This window comes from Alsobacter sp. SYSU BS001988 (assembly GCF_054796215.1).
Map to the genome: position 1 here is coordinate 506587 of NZ_JBTAMK010000001.1, position 22209 is coordinate 528795.

18 protein-coding genes are annotated in these 22209 nt (G+C 70.3%); 10 read left to right on the forward strand and 8 right to left on the reverse strand.

Going from position 1 to position 22209, the window contains the following annotated elements; translation table 11 throughout:
* Complete coding sequence (locus ACYVO7_RS02225; protein ID WP_460448212.1) at positions 1–1194, reverse strand: MFS transporter; 1194 nt, start codon at positions 1192–1194, stop codon at positions 1–3.
* Between the two features lie 147 nt (positions 1195–1341).
* Here ACYVO7_RS02225 and ACYVO7_RS02230 point away from each other — a divergent pair, with 147 nt between their 5' ends.
* Entirely contained in the window at positions 1342–1824 is a 483-nt protein-coding gene (locus tag ACYVO7_RS02230; protein ID WP_460448213.1) for a DUF983 domain-containing protein, read from the forward strand.
* Between the two features lie 4 nt (positions 1825–1828).
* On the opposite strand, the gene ACYVO7_RS02235 is transcribed toward ACYVO7_RS02230, so the two are convergent.
* On the reverse strand, positions 1829–2617 hold the full coding sequence (locus ACYVO7_RS02235; RefSeq protein WP_460448214.1) for an alpha/beta fold hydrolase: 789 nt from the start codon (positions 2615–2617) through the stop codon (positions 1829–1831).
* A gap of 3 nt (positions 2618–2620) precedes the next feature.
* Positions 2621–3916 (reverse strand): O-acetylhomoserine aminocarboxypropyltransferase, encoded by a 1296-nt coding sequence (locus tag ACYVO7_RS02240; RefSeq protein ID WP_460448215.1) that lies wholly within the window; start codon positions 3914–3916, stop codon positions 2621–2623.
* A 183-nt stretch (positions 3917–4099) separates the two neighbouring features.
* Between ACYVO7_RS02240 and ACYVO7_RS02245 the strand changes: the two genes are divergently transcribed.
* Positions 4100–5104, forward strand: a complete 1005-nt coding sequence (locus tag ACYVO7_RS02245) for an alpha/beta fold hydrolase (RefSeq protein ID WP_460448216.1) — start codon at positions 4100–4102, stop codon at positions 5102–5104.
* A 2-nt stretch (positions 5105–5106) separates the two neighbouring features.
* On the opposite strand, the gene ACYVO7_RS02250 is transcribed toward ACYVO7_RS02245, so the two are convergent.
* Complete coding sequence (locus ACYVO7_RS02250) at positions 5107–5775, reverse strand: GntR family transcriptional regulator (RefSeq protein WP_406856042.1); 669 nt, start codon at positions 5773–5775, stop codon at positions 5107–5109.
* A gap of 131 nt (positions 5776–5906) precedes the next feature.
* Here ACYVO7_RS02250 and dctP point away from each other — a divergent pair, with 131 nt between their 5' ends.
* Genes dctP through ACYVO7_RS02275 form a run of 5 tightly spaced genes read left to right on the forward strand, consistent with a single transcriptional unit; the run spans position 5907 to position 11783 of the window.
* Positions 5907–6926: a TRAP transporter substrate-binding protein DctP gene (gene dctP, locus ACYVO7_RS02255; RefSeq protein ID WP_460448217.1), complete on the forward strand. Its 1020-nt coding sequence runs from the start codon at positions 5907–5909 to the stop codon at positions 6924–6926.
* Between the two features lie 8 nt (positions 6927–6934).
* A complete protein-coding gene (locus ACYVO7_RS02260) occupies positions 6935–7471 on the forward strand; it encodes a TRAP transporter small permease (RefSeq protein WP_460448218.1) in 537 nt (178 codons plus the stop codon).
* Positions 7468–8829, forward strand: a complete 1362-nt coding sequence (locus ACYVO7_RS02265; protein WP_460448219.1) for a TRAP transporter large permease — start codon at positions 7468–7470, stop codon at positions 8827–8829. The genes ACYVO7_RS02260 and ACYVO7_RS02265 overlap by 4 nt, the downstream gene beginning before the upstream one ends.
* The gene (locus ACYVO7_RS02270; RefSeq protein ID WP_460448220.1) at positions 8826–10244 is read left to right on the forward strand and encodes a malonyl-CoA decarboxylase; all 1419 of its coding nucleotides are present in this window, start codon (positions 8826–8828) and stop codon (positions 10242–10244) included. The genes ACYVO7_RS02265 and ACYVO7_RS02270 overlap by 4 nt, the downstream gene beginning before the upstream one ends.
* Positions 10245–10265: 21 nt before the next feature.
* The gene (locus ACYVO7_RS02275) at positions 10266–11783 is read left to right on the forward strand and encodes a malonate--CoA ligase (protein WP_460448221.1); all 1518 of its coding nucleotides are present in this window, start codon (positions 10266–10268) and stop codon (positions 11781–11783) included.
* An 85-nt stretch (positions 11784–11868) separates the two neighbouring features.
* On the opposite strand, the gene typA is transcribed toward ACYVO7_RS02275, so the two are convergent.
* The 3 genes from typA to ACYVO7_RS02290 all read right to left on the reverse strand — a co-directional run bounded on the left by typA (position 11869) and on the right by ACYVO7_RS02290 (position 16818).
* The gene (gene typA / locus ACYVO7_RS02280; protein ID WP_460448222.1) at positions 11869–13692 is read right to left on the reverse strand and encodes a translational GTPase TypA; all 1824 of its coding nucleotides are present in this window, start codon (positions 13690–13692) and stop codon (positions 11869–11871) included.
* A 424-nt stretch (positions 13693–14116) separates the two neighbouring features.
* Complete coding sequence (locus ACYVO7_RS02285; RefSeq protein WP_460448223.1) at positions 14117–15451, reverse strand: TAXI family TRAP transporter solute-binding subunit; 1335 nt, start codon at positions 15449–15451, stop codon at positions 14117–14119.
* 134 nt (positions 15452–15585) lie between these two features.
* The gene (locus ACYVO7_RS02290; RefSeq protein ID WP_460448224.1) at positions 15586–16818 is read right to left on the reverse strand and encodes an argininosuccinate synthase; all 1233 of its coding nucleotides are present in this window, start codon (positions 16816–16818) and stop codon (positions 15586–15588) included.
* A 249-nt stretch (positions 16819–17067) separates the two neighbouring features.
* On the opposite strand from ACYVO7_RS02290, the gene ACYVO7_RS02295 reads away from it, so the two are divergent.
* The 3 genes from ACYVO7_RS02295 (at position 17068) to ACYVO7_RS02305 (ending at position 20971) form a co-directional block, all read left to right on the forward strand.
* The gene (locus ACYVO7_RS02295) at positions 17068–19530 is read left to right on the forward strand and encodes a M10 family metallopeptidase (RefSeq protein WP_460448225.1); all 2463 of its coding nucleotides are present in this window, start codon (positions 17068–17070) and stop codon (positions 19528–19530) included.
* Between the two features lie 62 nt (positions 19531–19592).
* Complete coding sequence (locus ACYVO7_RS02300; protein WP_460448226.1) at positions 19593–20192, forward strand: DsbA family protein; 600 nt, start codon at positions 19593–19595, stop codon at positions 20190–20192.
* Positions 20189–20971, forward strand: a complete 783-nt coding sequence (locus ACYVO7_RS02305; RefSeq protein WP_460448227.1) for a HesA/MoeB/ThiF family protein — start codon at positions 20189–20191, stop codon at positions 20969–20971. The genes ACYVO7_RS02300 and ACYVO7_RS02305 overlap by 4 nt, the downstream gene beginning before the upstream one ends.
* 29 nt (positions 20972–21000) lie before the next feature.
* Here ACYVO7_RS02305 and ACYVO7_RS02310 read toward each other — a convergent pair whose 3' ends face one another.
* Positions 21001–22167 carry a M20 aminoacylase family protein gene (locus tag ACYVO7_RS02310; RefSeq protein ID WP_460448228.1) on the reverse strand — a complete coding sequence of 389 codons (1167 nt, stop codon included), beginning with the start codon at positions 22165–22167 and terminating at the stop codon, positions 21001–21003.
* Between the last annotated feature and the right edge of the window lie 42 nt (positions 22168–22209).

Consider the following 22209-nt stretch of genomic DNA (forward strand, 5'->3'; position numbering starts at 1 on the left):
TCAGGCCGCCCGCGGCCTGGCCGGGGCGAACGCATAGACGGCGGTGGCCAGCAGCAGCGCCGCCGCCAGCGCGAGATGCAGGCCCGCATAGGTCTCGGCGGGCGGGGCGCCCCGGTCGATTCCGGCCTGCACGAAGCGGCCGGACATCCACTGCAGCAGGCCAGCGCCGCCGATGAACACGAAGTTCAGCGCCGTCACGCCGCGCCCCAGGAGATGCGGCGGAAAGAACAGGCGCGCATGCGCCATCAGGATGCCGTAGGTCATCCCCGCCGCCCCGATCACGACATAGAGCGTCACGGCCGCCGGCGCGCCGAGCCAGCCCGGGACGCCCAGCGCCAGCAGCGCCGCGCCGGTGACGACGCTTCCCGCCAGGGTGGCGTGTTTGGGCCCGCCGGCCCATCGCTCGATGGGGCCATAGGCCAGGGCGCCGACGGAGATCGCCGCCCCCATGGCGGTGGCGGCGTGGCCGCGCTCGGCCGCGTCGAACCCGTAGACGCCGCCGAAGAAGGGCGCGATCCAGAGGCTGCGAAGCGCGATCACCACCGCGTAGCTCAGCATCGCCAGGGGCAGCAGGAGCCAGAGCGGCCGCAGCGTGACGATCTCGACCAGCCCGTCCACGACGCCGTCCGGCTTGCCCTTAGTGCCGATGCGGGGCGGATCGCGCAGAGTCAGGGCCACCAGCGCGGCGCTCAGCGCCGTCACGGCCGCGATGGCCCCGATGCTGGGCCGCCAGCCGAACTGCGCCACCGCCAGCGCCAGCGGCGTCGCCCCGAGCAGGTTGCCGAAGGATCCCACCCCGATGACGATGGACGCCATCATGGCGAAGCGCTCGGGCGGCGCGGTCCTGCCGAAGTAATAGAGGCTGCCCATCAGCACCGGGGCGCAGCCGGCGCCGATCAGCGCCATGGCCCAGAGCAGGTCCGCATAGCCGCTCGCCCTGGCGAACCAGGCGGCCCCGGCGACCGCCAGCAGCATGAAGCCCGCGATGGTCCCGCGCGGGCCGAAGCGGTCGAGCGTCACGCCCACCGGAAACTGCGCGAAAGCGAACGCCGCGAACCAGACGGCCGAGAGCGAACCGAGCTGCGCCGCGTCGAGCCCCAGCTCCCGCGTCAGCTCGCTGGCCACGATGGCCAGGAAGGCGCGAAAGAACTGGCTGAGCACATAGGCGAAGAGCAGCACCCCCAAGGTGGCCATGAACGCTCCGCTCCCTTCGACTGTTGACCTGTCGCCGCGCAGTTCAACCACGTTCGTCCGCGCGGCGTTAGCGCCGCCGGCGCATGAGGGGGCCGCAATTCGGCGCGACCCGCCGCGCGGCGCGGCGAACCCTTTGGAGGCCACGCCATGAGTCCCGAAATCCCGCCCCGCGCAAGTCCCCCCGGCCGGGCGCCCGTGTCGCCGCCGCCGCCCACCGCCACCGGCCTGCGGGGCCGATGTCCCCGTTGCGGCAAGGGAAGCCTCTTCTCCGGCTTCCTGAAGCTCGCGCCGCGCTGCGAGGTCTGCGGGCTGAGCTATGACTTCGCCGATCCGGCGGACGGCCCGGCCTTCTTCGCCATGATGATCATGAGCTTCCCGGTGCTGGGCTTCGCGCTCTGGTACGACGCGGCCTACCAGCCGTCCTGGTGGGGCCATCTGCTCGTATCGCTGCCGCTGCTGCTTCTGCTCTGCGTCGCGCCTCTGCGGCCGCTGAAGGGCTGGCTGGTCTGCTCGCAATATTACTACAAGGCCGAGGAAGGCCGCCTCGCCCCGCAGGAACGGCCCGAAGCCGCGCCGCCCGAGATCGTGGCGGAGCTGCGGGACGAGGAAGCGCGCCGGACGGAGGGGTGAAGCGTCACAGCGCGGGCGCGAGCGCGTCCAGCACGGCGTCAGGCTCCTCGATCATCAGCATGTGGCCGGCTTTCGGGACGACGACGGTGCGGGCGCCCGGGATGGCGTCGCCCAGCGCCCGCCCGGCCTTCGCGGGGGTCATCTGGTCGCGCTCGCCCAGCACCAGCACCGCCGGGCAGCGCAGGGCGGCGGCGCGCGCCAGCCCGTCCCGATAGGCGTCGCAGGCGGCGAGGTCCGCGTGGAGCACGCCAGGGGCCGCCCGCTCCAGGAGGCGCGTCCCGTCGCCCGCCATCCACAGTCCCGGGACGGCGCATCCGCCCAGTCCGGCTCGCGGGCCATGGCCCCAGAGCGAGACCATGTCGATGGCGCGCCGCTCGTTCCGCTCGGCGGCGGCGAGCAGGTCGGCCGAGACCGGCACCACGCCGGCCGTCCCGACGAGCCCGACGGCCCGCACCCGCTCCGGATGGCGCGCGGCGGCGTCGAGCGCCACGAGGCCTCCCATCGAATGTCCCACGACGGCGGCGTTGGCGACGCCGAGCGCATCGAGCACGCCGACCGCCCAGTCCGCCATGGCGGGGACGCCGGCGAGCGGCGCGCCCGTCGAGGCGCCGTGGCCGGGCAGGTCCAACGCCAGCACGGAGCGGCCGTGATGGGCGAACCAGCGCGTCTGCAGAGCCCACACGGTGTGGTCCATCCCGGCGCCATGGATGAAGACGACCGTCGGGAGAGCGGGGTCGAACGGCCGGCCCCCGGTGGCGGCGAAGACGGTCTGGCCATCGAGCGTGACGCGCATGGCTCAGCCCCTCTGGGAGGCGCGCAGCGCCTGGGCGAGGTCGGCGATCAGGTCGTCGACGTTCTCCAGCCCGACGGACAGGCGGATCATGTCCTCCCCCACGCCGGCGGCCGCGAGTTGCGAGGCGTCCATCTGCTGGTGCGTGGTGCTGGCGGGATGGATCACCAGCGTCTTGGCGTCGCCCACATTGGCGAGGTGGCTCGCCAGGCGCAGCGCGTCCACGAAGCGTTTCCCGGCGGGCCGGCCGCCCTTGATCCCGAAGCTGACGATCGATCCCGCGCCGCGCGGCAGCAGCCTTTGCGCCAGCGCGTGGTCGGCGTGGTCGGGGAGGCTCGGATGCAGCGCCCAGGCGACCGCCGGCTGGGCCTGCAGGAAGCGCAGCGTCGCCAGCGTGTTCTCCATGTGGCGCTGCATGCGCAGCGGCAGCGTCTCGACGCCTTGCAGCAGGTGGAACGCGTTGGTGGGGCTGAGGCATGCGCCGAAGTCGCGCAGGCCCTCGGCGCGGGCCCGCATGATGAAGGCCGCGGGGCCGAACTCCTCGGCGAAGACCATGCCGTGATAGCCCGCATAGGGCTCGGTCAAGGTGGGGAACAGGCCGGAGCGCCCCCAGTCGAAGCGCCCTCCGTCCACCAGCGCGCCGCCGATCGCCACGCCGTGGCCCCCGATCCACTTGGTGACGGAGTGCATCACGATGTCGGCGCCGAGCTCGATCGGCCGGCACAGCCAGGGGGTCGCGAAGGTGTTGTCGACGAGGAGGGGAACGCCCGCCTCATGCGCGATGGCGGCGACCGCCGGGATGTCGAGCACCTCGAGCCCCGGATTGCCGAGCGTCTCGCCGATGACGAGCCTCGTGCGCGGCCCGATCGCGGCCCGCATCGCCGCATGGTCGCGCGGCTTGACGAAGCTGGTCGTGATCCCGAACCGCGGCAGCGTGTGGGCGAGCAGGTTGATGGTGCCGCCATAGAGCGACGACGAGGCGACGATGTGGTCGCCGGCCGAGAGCAGCGTCGCGATCGCGAGATGCAGGGCGGCCTGGCCGCTGGCGGCGCAGACCGCGCCGACGCCGCCCTCCAGGGCCGCGAGCCGCTCCTCCAGCACCGCCACGGTGGGGTTGGAGATGCGGCTGTAGATGTGGCCGGCCCTCTCCAGGTTGAACAGGGCGGCGGCGTGGTCGGAGTCCTCGAACACATAGGAAGTGGTCTGGTAGATCGGCGTCGCCCGCGCGCCGGTGGCGGGGTCGGGCCGCTGGCCGGCGTGGAGGCTCAGGGTCTCGAAGGCGGGGGGTCTGGGTCCGGACATGGTGGCTCGCCGTCGCGCGGGGGCGGATGCGCCCGGCGGGAGAGTAGACCGGCGCGCCCCGCCCGGCGCAAGGGCGCGATCGGAGACAGGCGTGAGACGGATCAATGCGGACCCTGGCGCCCCGTGGCAGGATGGCGGCCTGGGACTTCAGCCAGGCGACGAGTTCCCGCCATAGAGGCACGCATGACGCCATCGCCCTGGGCGCCCTGGATCTGGCCCTTCGTCGCCCCCGCCGAGACCGCGGCGCAGCCGGACGCGTGCTGGGCCACCCCCAACGAGGTGGTGCTCGAGCTCGAAAGCCTGCGCCTGCGGCGCTTCGGCGATCCGGCCCCGCCCGGCCCTGCGACGCTGGTCGTGGCGCCTTACGCCATCCACGGCGCGACCGTGGCGGACTTCGCCGAGGGGCACAGCCTCATGCGGCGCCTGCGCGATGCGGGCGTCCCCGGCCTTCATTTGCTGGAATGGGCCTCGGCCACGCCGCAGATGCGCTTCCACGGGGTGGACGACCAGCTCGCGGCGCTGAACGTCGCCGTCGACACGCTGGGCGGGACCGCGCGCCTGGCGGGCGTCTGCCAGGGCGGCTGGCAGTCGCTGCTGTTCGCGGCGCGGTTTCCCGCCAAGGTGGAGCGGCTGGTCCTGGCGGGCGCTCCTGTCGACTGCGACGCGGCCCCGTCCGGCATCGTGCAGGCGACGCGGGGCATGGCCCCGGCCGCGCTGGACGCCTTCGTGACCTGGAGCGACGGCGTCGTGAGCGGGTCGCGCATGCTGCAGTTCCTGGAGACCTCCGCCCTGCAGAGCGCCGACGTCGAGGAGGTGTTCCAGGCGACGCGGCCGGATCTCGCGCCCGCCTTCGAGGCCTGGAACGGCCGGACGCTGGATCTCCCGGGCCGCTACTGGCTGCAGACGGCGGAGTGGCTGTTCCGCGAAAACCGGCTGGCCCGCAACACGTTCCCGGCGCTGGGCAGGCTCGCGGACCTGCGCGACGTCCGCTGCCCGCTCTTCGTGCTGGCGGGGCGGGACGACGTCATCGCGCCCGCGCCCCAGGCCCTCGCGGCGGCGCGCCTCGTCGGCGCTCCGGCCCGCTCGGTCCACGCGGTGACGGCGCCCTGCGGCCACCTCGCGCTGTTCATGGGGGCGCGGACGCTCGCGGACGAATGGGGGCGCATCGCCGCTTTCCTGCGGGCGTGAGGTCAGCCGGCCTGCAGGCTGGGAAGGCTCGCCATCAGGTCGGCGAAGCGCTCGCCCTGGACGGCGATGTGGTCGCGGATCAGCGTGGCGGCCTTCTTGGCCTTGCCGCTCCGGATGGCGGCCACGATCGCCTCGTGTTCGGCGAAGGATGCGGCCACGCGGTTGCGCACCCTCAGCTGCAAGCGCCGGTAGGGCTTCAGCCGGCGGTGCAGCGCGGAGGCCTGCTCGATCAGGAAGCCGTTGCGGCTGGCGTGGAAAATGGCGAAGTGGAAGCGCTCGTTCTCGTAGTAATAGGCGTCCGGATCCTTGCCGAGCGCGGCCTTGCAGGCCCGATGAGCCTCGACGATCTCGGCTTCCGCCTCGGGCGTGAGGCGGCGTGCCGCGAGCTTGGCCGCATAGGCCTCGAGCTCGGCCATCACCTCGAACATCTCGATCAGGCGCTCGGGAGTGACCGAGGCCACAAAAGCGCCGCGCCGGGGGCGTGAATCGACGAGGCCGGCGGCCGACAGCTGGTGAAGGGCCTCCCTGACCGGAGTCCGGGAGACGCCGAAGCGCTGCGCCAGGGCGACTTCCTCGAGCTTCTCCCCGGGCGCGAAGTCGCCCACCAGGATGGCCTGCTCGATGAGGTCGCGCAGCCTGGCGTGGGAGGCGGGAGCCGGAATCTGGTTCATGTTTGTGCACCTGCTTCGGCCTTCATGTATACACGCACATTGACGCGCTGTACAAGACAGGTTACGAAATCCACATCGCCGCGAAGAGCGCCCGCCGGACACCGGCGGATCACCTTGGAAGGAACCGCCACATGCTGATTTCCCGTCGTTCCGTGGTCCGGGCCGCCCTCGCGGCCCCGGCGATCCTGAGTCTTCCGCGCGGCAGCTTCGCGCAGCAGAAGACCATCAAGATCTCGCATCAGTTTCCCGGCGGAACCGCCGACCAGGGCGACTTCCGCGATCGCATGTGCCGCAAATTCGCGGCCGAGATCGAGAAGCGCACCAAGGGCGAGCTCACCGCCCAGGTCTATCCGGGCTCGTCCCTGATGAAGACCAACGCCCAGTTCTCCGCCCTGCGCAAGGGCGCGCTGGACATGAGCCTCTACCCGCTCAGCTATGCGGGCGGCGAGGTCGTGGAGACCAATATCGGCCTGATGCCCGGCCTCGTGACCTCCTACGAGCAGGGCGCGGCCTGGAAGAAGTCGCCGATCGGCAAGAAGCTCTCCGACATCCTGGCCGACAAGGGCGTCATGATCGTCAGCTGGGTCTGGCAGTCGGGCGGCGTCGCCAGCAAGACGCCCGTGGTCACGCCCGCGGACGCCAAGGGGATCAAGATCCGCGGCGGCTCGCGCGAGATGGACATGGTATTCAAGGCGGCCGGCGCGTCGACGCTGAACATTCCGTCGAATGAATCCTACGCCGCGATGCAGACCGGGGCCTGCGATGCGGTGGTCACCTCCTCGACCAGCCTCATCTCCTTCCACCTGGAGGAGCTCGCCAAGCACCTGACCTCCGGCCGCGGCCGGTTCTACTGGTTCATGCTGGAGCCGATCCTGATGTCGCGGTCGCTGTTCGAGGCGATGCCGAAGGCCCATCAGGAGGCCATCCTGGCGGTCGGAGCGGAGCTCGAGCCGTTCGGCACGGCCGGCGCCAAGGCCGACGACGAGGAAGTCGAGAAGGTGTTCGCCAAGGCCGGCGCCAGCGTGAAGACGCTCGACGACGCGACCCTCGACCAGTGGCGGAAGCTCTCGCGCGAGACAGCCTGGAAGGACTTCTCCGAACGCAACGCCAGTTGCGCCGAACTCCTCAAGCTGGCGGAGCAGGTGGCGTGAGCCATGGCATGCCGGATGTCGTCGCGCCGGTCGAGACCCCGGTCGTCCCGGGGCCGCTCGGGGTGCTCGTGCGGGCGATGACGGTGGTCAATCGCCTGGTGCTCGGCGTCGGCGGCGTCGCCGTCGTGGCCGCCGCCGTGGTGCTGAGCTACAGCGTCGTCGTCCGCTACTTCCTCAGGATCCCGACGGACTGGCAGGACGAGACCGCCGTCTTCCTGCTGGTCGGCGCGACTTTCCTGAGCGGCGCGGCCGTGCAGGCGCGCCGCGGCCATGTCGGCATCGAGGCCTTCGCGGCGCTGATGTCGCCCCGGGCCAACCGGATCCGGCTGATCTGCACCGACCTCGCGTCGGCGGCGTTCTGCGCCTTCTTCACGTGGAAGAGCTTCACGCTGCTGCACGAGGCCTGGGTGGACGACCAGCATTCGTCCTCGACATGGGGGCCTCCGCTCTGGATCCCCTACTCGCTCATGGCCGCCGGCATGCTGCTTCTCACCATCCAGCTGCTCCTGCAGGCGGCTGTCGCGCTGAACAGGAGCGGGCGTTGAGCACCGGAGCCATCGGACTTCTCTACGCCGGGGCGACCCTGGGCGCCATGTTCTCCGGCATGCCGATCGCCTTCGCGCTGGGCGCGGTGGCCGTGCTGTTCATGGCCTTCTTCATGCCGGGCGCGTCGCTCGATACGGTGACGCAGAACGTCTATGAGGAGATGTCCTCCATCACGCTGCTGGCCATCCCGCTCTTCATCCTGAAGGGCGCGGCGATCGGCCGATCCCGGGCCGGGCAGGACCTCTATTCCGCCCTGCACGCCTGGATGCACCGCATCCCCGGCGGGCTCGGCATCGCCAATGTGTTCGCCTGCGCGCTGTTCGCCGCCATGGCGGGCTCGTCCCCGGCGACCTGCTCGGCCATCGGGTCGGCCGGCATCCCGGAGATGCGCCGGCGCGGCTATTCGGGCGGGTTCGCGGCCGGCATCATCGCGGCCGGCGGGACGCTCGGCATCCTGCTGCCGCCCTCCATCACGATGATCCTTTATGCGGTCGCGGCGGAGCAGTCGCTCGGGCGGCTGTTCCTGGCCGGCATCGGGCCGGGCTTCCTCCTGGTGGCGCTCTTCGCCGGCTATGCGGGCGTCCGCTTCCGGCAGGAATACGCGGCCGCCAAGCGCGCCTTCGAGGCGGGCGGTCCATCCTCGCCCATCCTCGAGGAGGACCTTCTCACCACCAAGGCCAAGCTCTCGCTGCTGCCGCGCGTCATCCCCTTCGTGCTGCTGCTCACGGGCGTGATGATCGCCCTCTATGGCGGCTTCGCGACCCCGTCCGAGACCGCCGGGCTCGGCGGCGTGCTGGCGCTCGCCCTGATCGCGGCGATCTACGGCGTGTGGAAGCCCGCCGACCTCTCGCCGATCCTGCAGGCCACCCTGCGCGAGAGCACGATGCTGATGCTCATCATCGGCATGTCGCTGCTCTACGCCTATGTGATGAGCTATCTCCACATCAGCCAGTCCACCGCGCAATGGATCGTCGCGCTCGGACTGTCCAAGTGGCTGCTGCTCATCGTCATCCTGCTGATGGTGATCGTGCTGGGCTTCTTCCTGCCGCCGGTCTCCATCATCCTGATGACCGCGCCCATCATCCTGCCCCCGCTCAAGGCCGCCGGATTCGACCTCATCTGGTTCGGCGTGGTGATGACCATCGTGATGGAGATGGGATTGATCCACCCGCCGGTGGGCCTCAACATCTTCGTGATCAGCAACATCGCCCCCGACATCCCGCTCCGGGACGTCATCATGGGGACGGTGCCCTTCGTGATCCTGATGGCGCTGGCGGTGCTGCTGCTCTGCCTGTTCCCGCAGATCTCGACATTGCTGCCCGATCTGGTGATGGGCCCGGCAGGACCGACCAAATGACGAATCTCGAGCCAGAGACCCCCGGAGCCGTCGCCGCCGCCGCGCCAGGCTGGAGGCAGGCGGTCAACATCTCCTTCTTCAGCGACCTCTTGCAGTCGATCGCCGACCGCGGCCGCGCCATCATCACGAGCGGGCGGCTCGGCGGCGGCAAGGACCTGGCGGGGCTCTGCGCCGAGCTCCTCTCCAGCCGCGGCGAGGCCTCAGGCGTCGCCCTGGCCCGGGAGGTCCTCGACCGCTACGACCTGCTGGACGACGCCGGCAAATGCGCCTTCCTGCGCGAGCTGGTGCTGCGCTTCGGGGCCGAGCCGAAGCAGCTCGAGCGGGCCATCGAGGCCTATCGGGCCGCCCCCGACCATCGCACGCTGCTCGACCTGCACAAGGCCGCGGAGCCGCGCCGGCAGGAGCTGATCCGCCGCCTGAACCTGTCGCCCGGCGGCACGCTGCGCCTCGTGCGCATGCGCGAGGAGCTGTTCAGGCACCAGCGCGAGCACCCCGAGCTGGAGGCGCTGGACGCCGATTTCCAGCACCTCTTCTCCTCCTGGTTCAACCGCGGCTTCCTGGTGCTGCGGCCGATCGACTGGTCGACCCCCGCCAACATCCTGGAGAAGATCATCCGCTACGAGGCGGTCCACGCCATCGAGAGCTGGGACGACCTGCGCCGCAGGCTGCAGCCCGCCGACCGGCGCTGCTTCGCCTTCTTCCACCCGCAGGTGGTCGACGAGCCGCTGATCTTCGTGGAGGTGGCGCTGACCTCCGAGATCCCCGGCGGCATCGGCGGCTTGCTGGCCGAGGACCGCGCCGTCATCGAGCCCCGGCAGGCCAACACGGCCGTGTTCTACTCCATCTCGAACTGCCAGGAGGGGCTGCGCGGCATCTCCTTCGGCAATTTCCTGATCAAGCAGGTGGTCGAGGAACTGGCCCGGCAGGTTCCAACCCTGAAGGCCTTCGTCACGCTCTCGCCCGTTCCGGGCTTCGCCTCCTGGCTGGCCCGCGAGCGCCGCAACGAGGCGTCTCAGGCGCTGACGCGCGAGGACAAGACCGTGCTGGAGGGCCTGGACCAGGAGGGCTGGGCGCAGGACCCGGCCCGGCTGCCGGCGCTCCGGCGCACCCTGACCGAGGCCGCGGCCTACTACTTCCTGCGCGCCAAGACCCCCGGCGGACGACCGGTGGACCCGGTGGCCCGCTTCCATCTGGGCAACGGCGCCCGCCTGGAGCGGATCAACTGGCTGGGAGACGCGTCGCGCAAGGGCATGGCCCAGGCCCACGGGCTGATGGTCAACTACCTCTACGACCTCGACGACATCGAGCGGAACCACGAGGCCTTCGTCAACAAGGGGCGGGTGGCCGCCGCCTCCAGCGTCCGCGGCGCGCTCAGGTCGGACCTTCCCTCCCGCGACGTCGTCCCGCTGCAGTAGAGCAACACCGAAAGACGCATCATGTCCGACAATCTCTTCGCGCTCGTTCGCCAGCGCATCGGCACGCCCGGCAAGCTGTTCATCGAAACCAGCGACGGCCGGCGCTTCACCTACGCAGACATGCTGGAGCTCTCGGCCAGGCTCGCCCATGGGCTGACCTCCCGGGGCGTGCAGACCGGAGACCGCGTCGCCGTGCAGGTGGAGAAGAGCGCCGAGGCGATCATGCTCTACCTGGCCTGCCTGCGGGCGGGCGCGGTATACCTGCCGCTCAATACGGCATACACATTGGCCGAGCTGGAATACTTCATCGGCGACGCCGAGCCCCGGATGGTGGTCGCCTCCCCGCGCAACGGCGCGGCGCTGGGCGAACTGGCCGCGCGGCTCGGGGTTGCGGCCACGGAGACGCTGGGAACGTCCGGCGACGGATCGCTGATGGAGCTCGCCCGGACGATGCCGGCCGATTTCGCCGACGTCGCCCGCGGCAAGGACGACCTGGCGGCCATTCTGTATACATCAGGCACGACGGGCCGCTCCAAGGGCGCCATGCTGACGCATTGGAACCTCGCCTCGAACGCCCTGACGCTGGAGGAATACTGGCGTTTCACCGCCGACGACGTGCTGCTGCACGCGCTGCCGATCTTCCACACGCACGGCCTCTTCGTGGCGACGAACACCATCCTGATGGCGAACGCCTCGATGCTGTTCCTGCCCAAGCTCGACGCCGACGAGATGATGCGGTTGATGCCGCGCGCCACCACCATGATGGGGGTGCCGACCTTCTATGTGCGCCTGCTGCAGGAGCCGCGGCTCAACCGCGAGACCACGGCGCATATGCGCCTCTTCGTGTCCGGCTCGGCGCCGCTGCTGGCCGAGACGCACCGCGCCTGGAGCGAGCGCACCGGCCACGCCATCCTGGAGCGCTACGGGATGACGGAGACCAATATGAGCACCTCCAACCCGTATGACGGAGACCGCGTGCCCGGCACCGTCGGCTTCCCGCTGCCCGGCGTGGAGCTGCGCGTCGTCGACCCGGAGAGCGGCGCGGCGCTGCCGGACGGCGAGGTCGGCATGATCGAGGTGAAGGGCCCGAACGTGTTCAAGGGCTACTGGCGCATGCCGGAGAAGACCGCGGCGGAGTTCAAGCCCGACGGCTTCTTCATTACCGGCGACCTCGGCAAGATCGACGAGCGCGGCTATGTGCACATCGTCGGCCGCGGCAAGGACCTCGTCATCACGGGCGGCTACAACGTCTATCCCAAGGAGGTCGAGACCGAGATCGACTCCATCCCGGGCGTGGTGGAGAGCGCCGTGATCGGCGTGCCGCATCCGGACTTCGGCGAGGGCGTGACGGCGGTGGTGGTGGTGCCGCCCGGGTCGACGCTCACCGAAAAGGACGTGCTGGCGCGCCTGGAGGGCCGGCTGGCCAAGTTCAAGCAGCCGAAGCGCGTGTTCCTGACCGAGGAGCTGCCCCGCAACACCATGGGCAAGGTGCAGAAGAACGTGCTGCGCGAGCAGCACAAGGACCTGTACGCGAAGTAAGCCCCCCTCCCGGACCGGGAGAGCAAGAGACAAAAAAGCCCCGGGCGCAACCCGGGGCTTGTTCGTTTCAGGAGACCGGAATGGCTTACGCCACGGCTTCCTTGGCGCGCTCGGCGCGCTTGCGGTCGTTCGGGTCCAGCCAGACCTTGCGCAGGCGGATCGCCTTGGGGGTGACCTCGACCAGCTCGTCGTCCTGGATATAGGCCAGCGCCTTCTCAAGCGTCATGCGGATCGGCGGGGTGAGGCGCACGGCCTCGTCCTTGCCGGCGGCGCGGACGTTGGTGAGCTTCTTGCCCTTCAGCAGGTTCACTTCCAGGTCGTTGTCGCGGCTGTGCTCGCCCACGATCATGCCCTGGTAGATCTTCCAGCCCGGCTCGATCATCATCGGGCCGCGGTCTTCCAGGTTCCACATCGCATAGGCCACGGCCTCGCCGATGTCGTTGGAGATCAGCACGCCGTTGCGGCGGCCGGCGATCTCGCCCTTCCACGGCGCATATTCGTGGAAGATGCGGTTCATGATCGCGGTGCCGCGCGTGTCGGTCAGCAGCTCGCCCAGATAGCCGATCAGGCCGCGGGTCGGAGCGTGGAACACGAGGCGCAGGCGATTGCCGCCCGAAGGCCGCATCTCCATCATCTCGGCCTTGCGCTCGGACATCTTCTGCACGACGACGCCCGAATGCTCCTCGTCCACGTCGATCGTGACCTCCTCGATGGGCTCGAGGATCTCGTTGGTGGCCTCGTCGCGCGAGAACACCACCTTCGGGCGCGACACGGCGAGCTCGAAGCCCTCGCGGCGCATCTGCTCGATCAGGATGGCGAGCTGAAGCTCGCCGCGGCCGGCGACCTCCATGGCGTCCTTGTCGGGCGACTCGGTGACGCGCAGCGCGATGTTGCCCTCGGCCTCCTTGAGCAGGCGGTCGCGGATGACGCGGCTGGTGACCTTGTCGCCCTCGGTGCCGGCGAGCGGGCTGTCATTGACGCGGAACTGCATCGTGACGGTGGGCGGATCGATGGGATGGGCCGGCAGCGGGCCCTCGACGGAGGGGTCGCAGAAGGTGTCCGCGACGGTGCCCTTCACCATGCCGGCGATGGCGACGATGTCGCCGGCCTCGGCCTCGTCCACCGGCACGCGCTCCAGGCCGCGGAAGCCCAGCACCTTGGAGATGCGGCCCTGCTCGATGAGCGCGCCCTTGGCGTCGAACACCTTGAAGGCCTGGTTCGGCTTCACCGTGCCGGACGTGATGCGCCCGGTGACGATGCGGCCCAGATAGGGGTTCGCCTCCAGGATGGTGCCGAGCAGGCGGAACGCGCCCTCCTCGACGGCCGGAGGCGCGACGTGCTCGAGCACGAGGTCGAAGAGCGGGGCGAGGTCGGTCTTGGGGCCGTCCGGGTTTTTCGCCATCCAGCCCTGCTTGGCCGAGCCGTACAGGATGGGAAAATCGAGCTGGTCGTCGGTGGCGTCGAGCGCGGCGAAGAGGTCGAACACCTCGTTCACGACCTCGGTGGCGCGCGCCTCCGGCTTGTCGATCTTGTTGATGGCCACGATGGGCTTGAGGCCGAGCTTCAGCGCCTTGCCGACCACGAACTTGGTCTGCGGCATGGGGCCCTCGGCCGCGTCGACGAGCACGACGACGCCGTCCACCATGTTGAGGATGCGCTCCACCTCGCCGCCGAAATCGGCGTGGCCGGGCGTGTCGACGATGTTGATGCGGACATCCTTCCACTGCACCGAGGTGCACTTGGCCAGGATGGTGATGCCGCGCTCGCGCTCCAGGTCGTTGGAGTCCATCGCGCGCTCGGCGACCTTCTGGTTCTCGCGGAAGGTGCCGGACTGGGCGAGGAGCTTGTCCACCAGGGTCGTCTTGCCATGGTCGACGTGGGCGATGATCGCGATGTTGCGCAGCTTCATGGGTGATCTCTCAATCGCCAAACGCCAAAGCCCGGCTCCGTGGGAGTCGGGCTGGTCCTCGGCCTGTCCGTATTCATTCGTTGCGGCGCAATAGCACACCGGGGCTCCCCGGACAACGAAGGATTGCGTCACGGGAGCGTCCCGGCGGCGGCTGACCAGCGCACGCGTCGGTAGAAGAAAGATGGGGCGCGGTTGGTGGAGAACAAGGGGGAGGTGAATAGACTCGCCCGAGTCGGCGTGTTTCCCGGTTTCGTTGGCCTCTTATAGGACATTGTTCTTACCGCGATTTGCTGCCCAATAGGAGCGGCGACAAACCGAAGACATCAGCCACCGTCTCTATCGGACTTAGTGAAGCTCAACAGAAGCCGTAGCTGGTGTGCTAAAGGGCTGCAAAAGAAGCAAGCCTGAGGCTCCCCTCCCCCCCCTACTCCCCCGCGGCGCGGAGGGGGGTGAGGGTGCGGGGGGCGCGGTCGTCGGCGGGTCTGTCGGGGAGGACGCGGCGGCGTTCGGAGATGGCGTGGCGGACCTGCTCCAGCGCCAGCGAGAAGGTGGCGAGGCGGCCGGTGTCGATCTGCTCGCGGGTGGCCAGCGCCAGGGTCTCCGAGAAGGCCTCGTCGGCCTGCACCTCGAGATCGTCGAGCGCCTTCTGGCTCTCGGCCGTGCGGGCCTTGCGCATGATGCCGAGCAGCCTTTCGAGCCGCTGCGCCTGCTCGTGGCCGCGCGTGCGCAGCCGGCCGGCGAAGGCGGCGCCGGCGGAGGCCACGCCGCCCACCACCATGGCGATGATGTAGAACCAGTCGCCATAGCGATCCAGGAAGGTCTCCTCGTCGCCGTCCAGATAGGCGGCGGCGCCGGGATGCACCGTGATGCGGGCGCCCTTCTCGGTGTCGGGCGCCTCGATGCGGGCGGCCAGCGGCACGGCGGCGGCGAGGTCCGGCCGCATCTCGTAGAGGCGGCGGGTGAAATCGGTCACCAGCGAGTCCGCCAGCTTGGATTGGGCCACGATGCGGTAGACCGCCGCGATGGTGGAGACCGACTCGCTCGGCTTCGGGGGCGCGCCGCCGAAGGCCCCGCGGACGATCTGCAGGCTGTCATAGGCGGTCGTGCGCTGCGCGATGGCGTCCGCCTCGGCGATGGGCAGGAACACCGGCGCGGAGCCGTTGGCCGCCGCCACCGCCGCCACGACGGCCGGGACGAGGTTGCCGGTGACGGGCCCCACGGCCAGCACCACGTCCACGCGGCGGTCGCGCACGGCGGGCAGCACGTCGTCGGGATCGAGCGCGACGCGCGCCACCTCGTGGCCGGGCACCTCGTATTGCTGCAGGATGGTCTCCAGCAGCCGGTCGTTCACGGGGGAATGGCGCAGCACGCCCACGGTCTTGCCGCGCAGGTCGCCCACGCCCGAGATGGCGCTGCCCCCGGGGGCCAGCAGGACGGCGGCGTTGCGGTGCAGGATGGCGACGAGCTGGCCGGCGGCCGGCGTCGCGAGGTCGCTGCGCACCACCGCGAGGTCGGCCTTGCCGTCGTCGAAGGTCGCGGCCGCCTCGGCGGGGCCGGGCACCGTGACGATGCGCAGCCGGATGGCGGCGCGGTCCCGGCGCAGGTTCTGCGCCACCGCGTGGACGAGCCTGGCGTCTTCGCTGGTGGGCGGACCCACCGCGACGGTCAGCTCGGTGGGGCGCGAATAGGCGTAGGCGGCGGCCACGACCGCGAGCGCGACCGCAAACATGCCGGCCGCCATGAACAGCGCTCGTTTCATCCGCAGCGGCTACGCCTCCGGGCCGGGCCCGGCCCCGCCTGGGGCCGACGCATCCCGAGAAAGGTGGATCGCGACCCGGTACCCGGCAAGTGTGGCGCCCTCGCGGCGGCCACACGGATGCGTGATCGGGGGCCTTAGAGCCCGTGCTTGCGCTTGCGCGCGCCCAGCGTGCGCAGGCGCAGGGCGTTGAGGCGGATGAAGCCCTGGGCGTCGCGGTGGTCGTAGGCCACGGCGCCTTCCTCGAAGGTGACGAGGTCCTGGTCGTAGAGCGAATAGGGGCTCTCGCGGCCGATCACCCAAGCCGAGCCCTTGTAGAGCTTCAGGGTGACGCGGCCGGTGACGGCCTCCTGCGACTTGTCGATCAGGGCCTGCAGCATCTCGCGCTCGGGCGAGAACCAGAAGCCGTTGTAGATCAGCTCGGCGTATTTCGGCATCAGCTCGTCCTTGAGGTGAGCCGCGCCGCGGTCGAGCGTGATGGATTCGATGCCCCGGTGGGCGAAATACAGGATCGTGCCGCCGGGCGTCTCGTACATGCCGCGGCTCTTCATGCCAACGAAGCGGTTCTCGACGAGGTCCAGCCGGCCGATGCCGTTGGCGCGGCCGAGTTCGTTCAGCTTGGTCAGAAGGGTCGCGGGCGACATCCGTACGCCGTCGATCGCGACCGGGTCGCCCTTCTCGAAGTCCATCGTGATGATGGTGGGCGTATCGGGCGCCTGCTCGGGGTCGATGGTGCGCGAGTAGACGTAGTCGGGCACTTCCTGGGCCGGGTCCTCCAGCACCTTGCCCTCCGAGGAGGCGTGCAGCAGGTTGGCGTCCACCGAGAAGGGCGCCTCGCCGCGCTTGTCCTTGGCGATCGGGATCTGGTTCTGCTCGGCGAACTCCAGCAGCTTGGTGCGGGAGGTCAGGTCCCACTCGCGCCAGGGCGCGATGATGGTGATGTCGGGCTTCAGCGCGTAGTAGCCGAGCTCGAAGCGGACCTGGTCGTTGCCCTTGCCGGTGGCGCCGTGCGAGACGGCGTCCGCCCCGACCTTCTCGGCGATCTCGATCTGCTTCTTGGCGATCAGCGGGCGGGCGATGGAGGTGCCGAGCAGGTACAGCCCCTCATATTGCGCGTTGGCGCGGAACATCGGGAACACGTAGTCGCGCACGAATTCCTCGCGCACGTCCTCGATGAAGATGTTCTCGGGCTTGATGCCGAGCAGCAGGGCCTTGTCGCGCGCCGGGCCCAGCTCCTCGCCCTGGCCGAGATCGGCCGTGAAGGTCACGACCTCGCAGCCATAGGTGGTCTGCAGCCACTTCAGGATGATGGAGGTGTCCAGCCCGCCCGAATAGGCGAGCACGACCTTGTTGACGCGCTTCTCGGCCATGATCGTCATCTCTCTGCGGCCGGCGCGCCTCGCAGAACGAGAACCGCCGGCCTCGCCGTGGGAAATCGCGCGGGACTATAGGCATGGTCGAGCCCGGCGCAAGCTCAGCCTCCCGTTCCATGGCCTTAGCACGAATAAGTGGCCGATCGTTCGAATGCGAGCGATCCGCTTAGTGCGCCTATAACGTGCAATAATCAATTACACGCCTACCACTTGCATTGTGCAGTGGCGAAGGATGCGAGTTGCTGCATGGCTTTCGGCGTGTATGTCGCCCCGACGGGCAAGAGCACTGTGGACGGTCTGCTGTCCGGCGTGCCCTGGAACACCGCGAACCTGACTTTCAGTTTCCCGACGCTCGCGAGCCAGTATGGCGCTGACTACAACTGGGCGGGAGGCTACGCGGAAACGCGGCAAGGCTTTGCGGCGTTCACCGCCGCCCAGCAGACCATGGTCCGCTCCGTGCTGGCCGAGTATTCCTCTTTCGCCAACCTGACCTTCACGGAGACCAGCGGAGGCGCGGGCGACATGCGCTTCGGCCGCTCGGGCGCGGTCGACTCCAGCGGCGCCTATGCGTGGGCCTATATGCCCACGGCCGGCGCCGGCGGCGACGCCTGGTTCAAGCGGAGCTGGACCACCCCGCCGCAGACCGGCACGTTCGATTACCTGGCGGTGATGCACGAGATCGGCCACGCGCTGGGGCTGAAGCATTCCTTCGAGACCAGCGGCTCCTTCGGGGCCATGCCGTCCAGCCTCGACGGCAACGACTACACGATCATGTCGTACCAGGCCTTCCCGGGCGCGCGCTACAACGTCGTGAACTATCCGGGCAGCTACGCCCAGACGCCGATGCTGTACGACATCCAGGCGCTCCAGAGCCTCTATGGGGCCAACTTCAACACGAATGCGGGCGCGACCACCTACCGGTGGAGCCAGACCACCGGCGAGATGTTCATCAACGGCGTCGGCCAGGGCGCGCCGGCCGGCGCCCGCATCGAGATGACGCTGTGGGACGGCGGCGGCTTCGACACCTATGACTTCTCGGCCTACACGCGCGGGCTGCGGATCGACCTCAATCCGGGCTCGTGGGTCACTGAGACCAACCTCGCCGGTTCGCAGGTGGCGCAGTTCAGCCCCACCGCCTATGCGCCCGGAATGATCGCCAACGCGTTCCTGTCCAACGGCGACCTGCGCTCCCTGATCGAGGCCGCCAATGGCGGCTCGGCCAACGACATTCTGGTCGGCAACCAGGCCAACAACCTGCTGAACGGCAACGCCGGCAATGACACGCTGCAGGGCGGCGCCGGCGCGGACACGCTGGTCGGCGGTCTCGGGGCCGACAGCCTCGACGGCGGCGACGGCTTCGACACCGCATCCTATACGGCCGCTTCGGGCGGCGTCACGGTGGATCTCGGCGCGGGGCTGGGCGCCGGCGCCGAGGCGACCGGGGATCTCCTGGTCCGGGTCGAAGCCGTGATCGGCTCCGGCTCCAACGACGTCCTGCGAGGCGACGCGAACGCCAACCTCCTCGATGGCGGCGCTGGCCTCGACCAGCTCTACGGCGGCGCCGGCGCCGACACGCTGCTGGGCGGCGCCGGCGACGACCTCCTGGTCGGCGGCGCCGGCGCGGACTCCCTGGACGGCGGCGCCGGCATGGACACGGCGAGCTACGCCACCGCGACCGCCGGCGTGGCGATCGACCTGCTCATGGCGGCCAACCAGAAGGGCGACGCCGCCGGCGACGTTTTCACCGGCGTGGAGCATTGGGTCGGCTCCGCCTATGCGGACAGCTTCGTGGCCGACAATGCGGGCCGCTGGTTCGACGGCGCCGCCGGCGTCGACAGCATCAAGGGCGGAACGGGCGCGGACGCGCTGTTCGGCGGCGCCGGCGACGACTGGCTGTCGGGCGGGCTCGGGGCCGACAGCCTCTCGGGCGGCGACGGTTTCGACGCGCTCTCCTACGCGGACTCGGCCGCGGCCGTGTCGGTGAACCTGCAGACCGGCGCCGTGTCCGGCGGCGCGGCCGCGGGCGACGTCATCTCGGGCTTCGAGGCGGTGGTCGGATCGTCCTTCAACGACGTGCTCACGGGCGACGCCGGGGCGAACCGCCTCGAAGGCGGGGCCGGAGCGGACCAGCTGTTGGGCGGCGCGGGCGCGGACACCCTGCTGGGCGGGGCGGGCGACGACACCCTGCTGGGCGGCGTCGGCGCCGACTCGCTGGATGGCGGGGCGGGCTTCGACGCCGTGAGCTACGCCAGCGCGCTGGCGGGCGTGCGCCTCAGCCTCGCCGACCCCGCGCAGGGGCTCGGCGACGCGGCCGGCGACCGCATCGCCGGAATCGAGGCCGTGATCGGCTCGTCCTACGCCGACATGATCACCGGCGACGCCCTCGCCAATCGCCTCCAGGGCGGCGGCGGGGCCGACATGCTGGTGGGCGGCGGCGGGGCGGATACGCTGTCGGGCGGCGCCGGGGCGGACGTGTTCGTGTTCGGCGTCGCTGCCGGGAAGGACGTGATCAGCGATTTCGTCGCGGGCGGCGCCGACCACGACGTGATCCGCCTGCTCGGCACGTCGATGACCAGCTACGCCAACCTTTTGAAGGCCTCGGCCCAGGTCGGCGCGGATGTCTGCATCTCGCTTTCGGCCAACGACACGATCACGCTCAGCAATGTGAGCCTGTCGAACCTCGCCATGTCGGACTTCCTGTTCGCCTGACGACGCATCGCCGGCCGCGCGGGCGCCTTGCAAAGCCCCCCGGCGCTGCTACCGTCCGGCCCATGCAACCCCATGTCGATTTCTGGTACGAGTTCGCCTCCACCTATTCCTTCCTGGCCGCGGAGCGGATCGAGGCGCTCGCGCAGGAGCGCGGCGTCGCCGTGCGCTGGCGGCCCTTCCTGCTGGGCGTCATCTTCAAGGCCCAGGGCTTCGCGACGACGCCCTTCAACCTGCAGCCCGTGAAGGGCCGCTACATGTGGCGGGACATGGAGCGCTGGTGCGACCGGATGGGCCTGCCGCTGACGCGGCCGGAGCCGTTTCCGCAGAACAGCCTCCATGCGGCGCGCGTCGCGATCGCGCTGCCCGAGGACGCCCGGCCAGCCTACTCCAAGGCGGTGTTCCGGCTGGAATTCTGCGAGGGCCGCTCGATCGCCGACCCCGAGGTGATCGCCGACGCCGTGCGGCAGACGGGGTTCGAGCTGGAGCCCGCCGTGACGGCGGCGCAGACGGACCTCGTCAAGCACGCGCTGCGCAAGGAGACCGAAGAGGCCGAGCGGCTCGGAATCTTCGGCGCGCCCGCGCTCGTCACCCCGGACGGGGAGCTCTTTTGGGGCAATGACCGCCTCGAGGAGGGGCTCGACTGGGCCCGGGGCCGCAGGTGAGCCTCGCCGGCGACGAGCTGGAGCGCTACGCCCGCCACGTCGTGCTGCGCGAGGTCGGCGGGCCGGGGCAGCAGAAGCTGCGCGCCGCCCGCGTGCTCGCGATCGGGGCGGGAGGCCTCGGCGCGCCGATGATCCAGTATCTGGCGGCGGCCGGGGTGGGGACGATCGGGATCGTCGACGACGACGTCGTGTCGCTCTCCAACCTGCAGCGGCAGGTGATCCACGGCACGCCCGATATCGGCCGCCCCAAGGTGGAGAGCGCCGCGGAGGCGGTGGCGCGGCTCAATCCCCATGTGCGGGTGGAGCAGCATCGGCTTCGGCTGGACGGCCGCAACGCCGAGGCGCTCGCCGCCGCCTATGACGTCGTGGCGGACGGGTCCGACAATTTCGAGACCCGCTACGCCGTGGCGGACGCCTGCTTCCGGGCGAAGCGGCCCCTGGTGACGGGCGCGCTCGGGCCCTTCGACGCCTCGCTGACGACCATCAGGGCGCATGAATCGGGCCCGGACGGCGCGCCGAACCCGACCTATCGCTGCCTCTTTCCCGAACCGCCCCCGCCCGGCGCCATCCCGGCCTGCGCCGAGGCGGGAGTGCTCGGCGCGCTGGCGGGCGTCGTCGGCAGCATGATGGCGCTGGAGGTGATCCGCGAGATCGTCGGCTTCGGCGAGGGCCTCGTCGGGCGCCTGCTGATGATCGACGCGCGCAGCATGCGCTTCGAGACGGTGCGGTACGGCTGGGATCCGGAGAACCCGCTCAGCGGCGTCGCCGCGCGGCGCTGATGGCCGCGGCGGCGCGCTTGCGGGGCGGCTCAGGCCGCCGGCATCGCGGTCTCGATGAGCCTCGCCCAGTAGCTCACGCCCACCGGGATGGCCTTGTCGTCGAAGTCGTAGCCGGGATTGTGCAGCCCGGCCGTGTCGCCGTTGCCGGTGAAGATGAAGGCGCCCGGGCGGGCGAGCAGCATGTAGGAGAAGTCCTCCGCCCCCATGGTGGGCTGCACGGCGGCGTTCACCCGGTCGGCGCCGACCACCTGCGCGGCGACGTCCGCCGCGAACGAGGTCTGGGCCTCGTGGTTCACCGTGCACGGATAGCCGCGGTCGTACTGAAGCGTCGCGACGGCCCCGTGCAGGGCGGCGACGCCGGTCGCGATCTCCTGCATGCGGGCCTGCACGAGGTCCTGCACCTTGGGGTTCAGGGTGCGGACGGTGCCTTTCAGGGTGGCGCTCTGGGGCAGCACGTTGAAGGCGTCGCCGGCGCGCACATAGGTGACCGACACCACCGCGGCCTCCAGCGGATCGACGTTGCGCGACACGATCGTCTGGAAGGCCGTGATGATCTGGGTCGCCACCATCACGGTGTCGATGGAGGCGTGCGGATGCGCCGCGTGCGCGCCGCGGCCGGCGATCTCCAGCGTGAAGCGGTCGGCGGCCGCCATCAGCGGGCCGGGGCGCAGCGCGAAAGCGCCGACCGGCAGGCCGGGCATGTTGTGCATGCCGTAGACCTCGGTGACGCCGAAGCGGTCCATCACGCCGTCCTCCACCATGGCGCGGCCGCCGCCCCCGCCCTCCTCGGCCGGCTGGAAGATCACCACCGCCGTGCCGGCGAAGTTGCGGGTCTCGGCCAGGTAGCGGGCCGCGCCCAGCAACATGGAGGTGTGCCCGTCATGCCCGCAGGCGTGCATCTTGCCGGGCGTCTGCGAGGCGTAGGGCTTGCCGGTCTCCTCGTGGATCGGCAGCGCGTCCATGTCGGCCCGCATGGCGATCACCTTGTCGCCCGGGAGGCGGCCCTTGATGACGCCCACGACGCCGGTCTTGCCGATGCCGGTCACGACCTCGTCGCAGCCGAACTCCTTCAGCTTCTCGGCGACGATCCCGGCCGTGCGGTGGACGTCGTAGTCGAGCTCGGGATGCGTGTGGAAGTCCTGTCGCCAGGCGGCGATCTCATCGGAGAGGGCGGCGACGCGGTTGATGATCGGCATGGGGGACGCTCGGTTCTGCAGGCGGCCGGATCTGCGGGCCGC

Excerpts from the sequence above, each read along its gene's own strand:
- ACYVO7_RS02225 (WP_460448212.1), bottom strand. The coding sequence starts at position 1,194 with ATGGCCACCTTGGGGGTGCTGCTCTTCGCCTATGTGCTCAGCCAGTTC.
- ACYVO7_RS02250 (WP_406856042.1), bottom strand. The coding sequence starts at position 5,775 with ATGAACCAGATTCCGGCTCCCGCCTCCCACGCCAGGCTGCGCGACCTC.
- dctP (WP_460448217.1), top strand. The coding sequence starts at position 5,907 with ATGCTGATTTCCCGTCGTTCCGTGGTCCGGGCCGCCCTCGCGGCCCCG.
- ACYVO7_RS02245 (WP_460448216.1), top strand. The coding sequence starts at position 4,100 with ATGACGCCATCGCCCTGGGCGCCCTGGATCTGGCCCTTCGTCGCCCCC.
- typA (WP_460448222.1), bottom strand. The coding sequence starts at position 13,692 with ATGAAGCTGCGCAACATCGCGATCATCGCCCACGTCGACCATGGCAAG.
- ACYVO7_RS02295 (WP_460448225.1), top strand. The coding sequence starts at position 17,068 with ATGGCTTTCGGCGTGTATGTCGCCCCGACGGGCAAGAGCACTGTGGAC.
- ACYVO7_RS02235 (WP_460448214.1), bottom strand. The coding sequence starts at position 2,617 with ATGCGCGTCACGCTCGATGGCCAGACCGTCTTCGCCGCCACCGGGGGC.
- ACYVO7_RS02240 (WP_460448215.1), bottom strand. The coding sequence starts at position 3,916 with ATGTCCGGACCCAGACCCCCCGCCTTCGAGACCCTGAGCCTCCACGCC.
- ACYVO7_RS02290 (WP_460448224.1), bottom strand. The coding sequence starts at position 16,818 with ATGGCCGAGAAGCGCGTCAACAAGGTCGTGCTCGCCTATTCGGGCGGG.
- ACYVO7_RS02310 (WP_460448228.1), bottom strand. The coding sequence starts at position 22,167 with ATGCCGATCATCAACCGCGTCGCCGCCCTCTCCGATGAGATCGCCGCC.
- ACYVO7_RS02285 (WP_460448223.1), bottom strand. The coding sequence starts at position 15,451 with ATGAAACGAGCGCTGTTCATGGCGGCCGGCATGTTTGCGGTCGCGCTC.
- ACYVO7_RS02230 (WP_460448213.1), top strand. The coding sequence starts at position 1,342 with ATGAGTCCCGAAATCCCGCCCCGCGCAAGTCCCCCCGGCCGGGCGCCC.
- ACYVO7_RS02300 (WP_460448226.1), top strand. The coding sequence starts at position 19,593 with ATGCAACCCCATGTCGATTTCTGGTACGAGTTCGCCTCCACCTATTCC.
- ACYVO7_RS02270 (WP_460448220.1), top strand. The coding sequence starts at position 8,826 with ATGACGAATCTCGAGCCAGAGACCCCCGGAGCCGTCGCCGCCGCCGCG.
- ACYVO7_RS02260 (WP_460448218.1), top strand. The coding sequence starts at position 6,935 with ATGCCGGATGTCGTCGCGCCGGTCGAGACCCCGGTCGTCCCGGGGCCG.
- ACYVO7_RS02275 (WP_460448221.1), top strand. The coding sequence starts at position 10,266 with ATGTCCGACAATCTCTTCGCGCTCGTTCGCCAGCGCATCGGCACGCCC.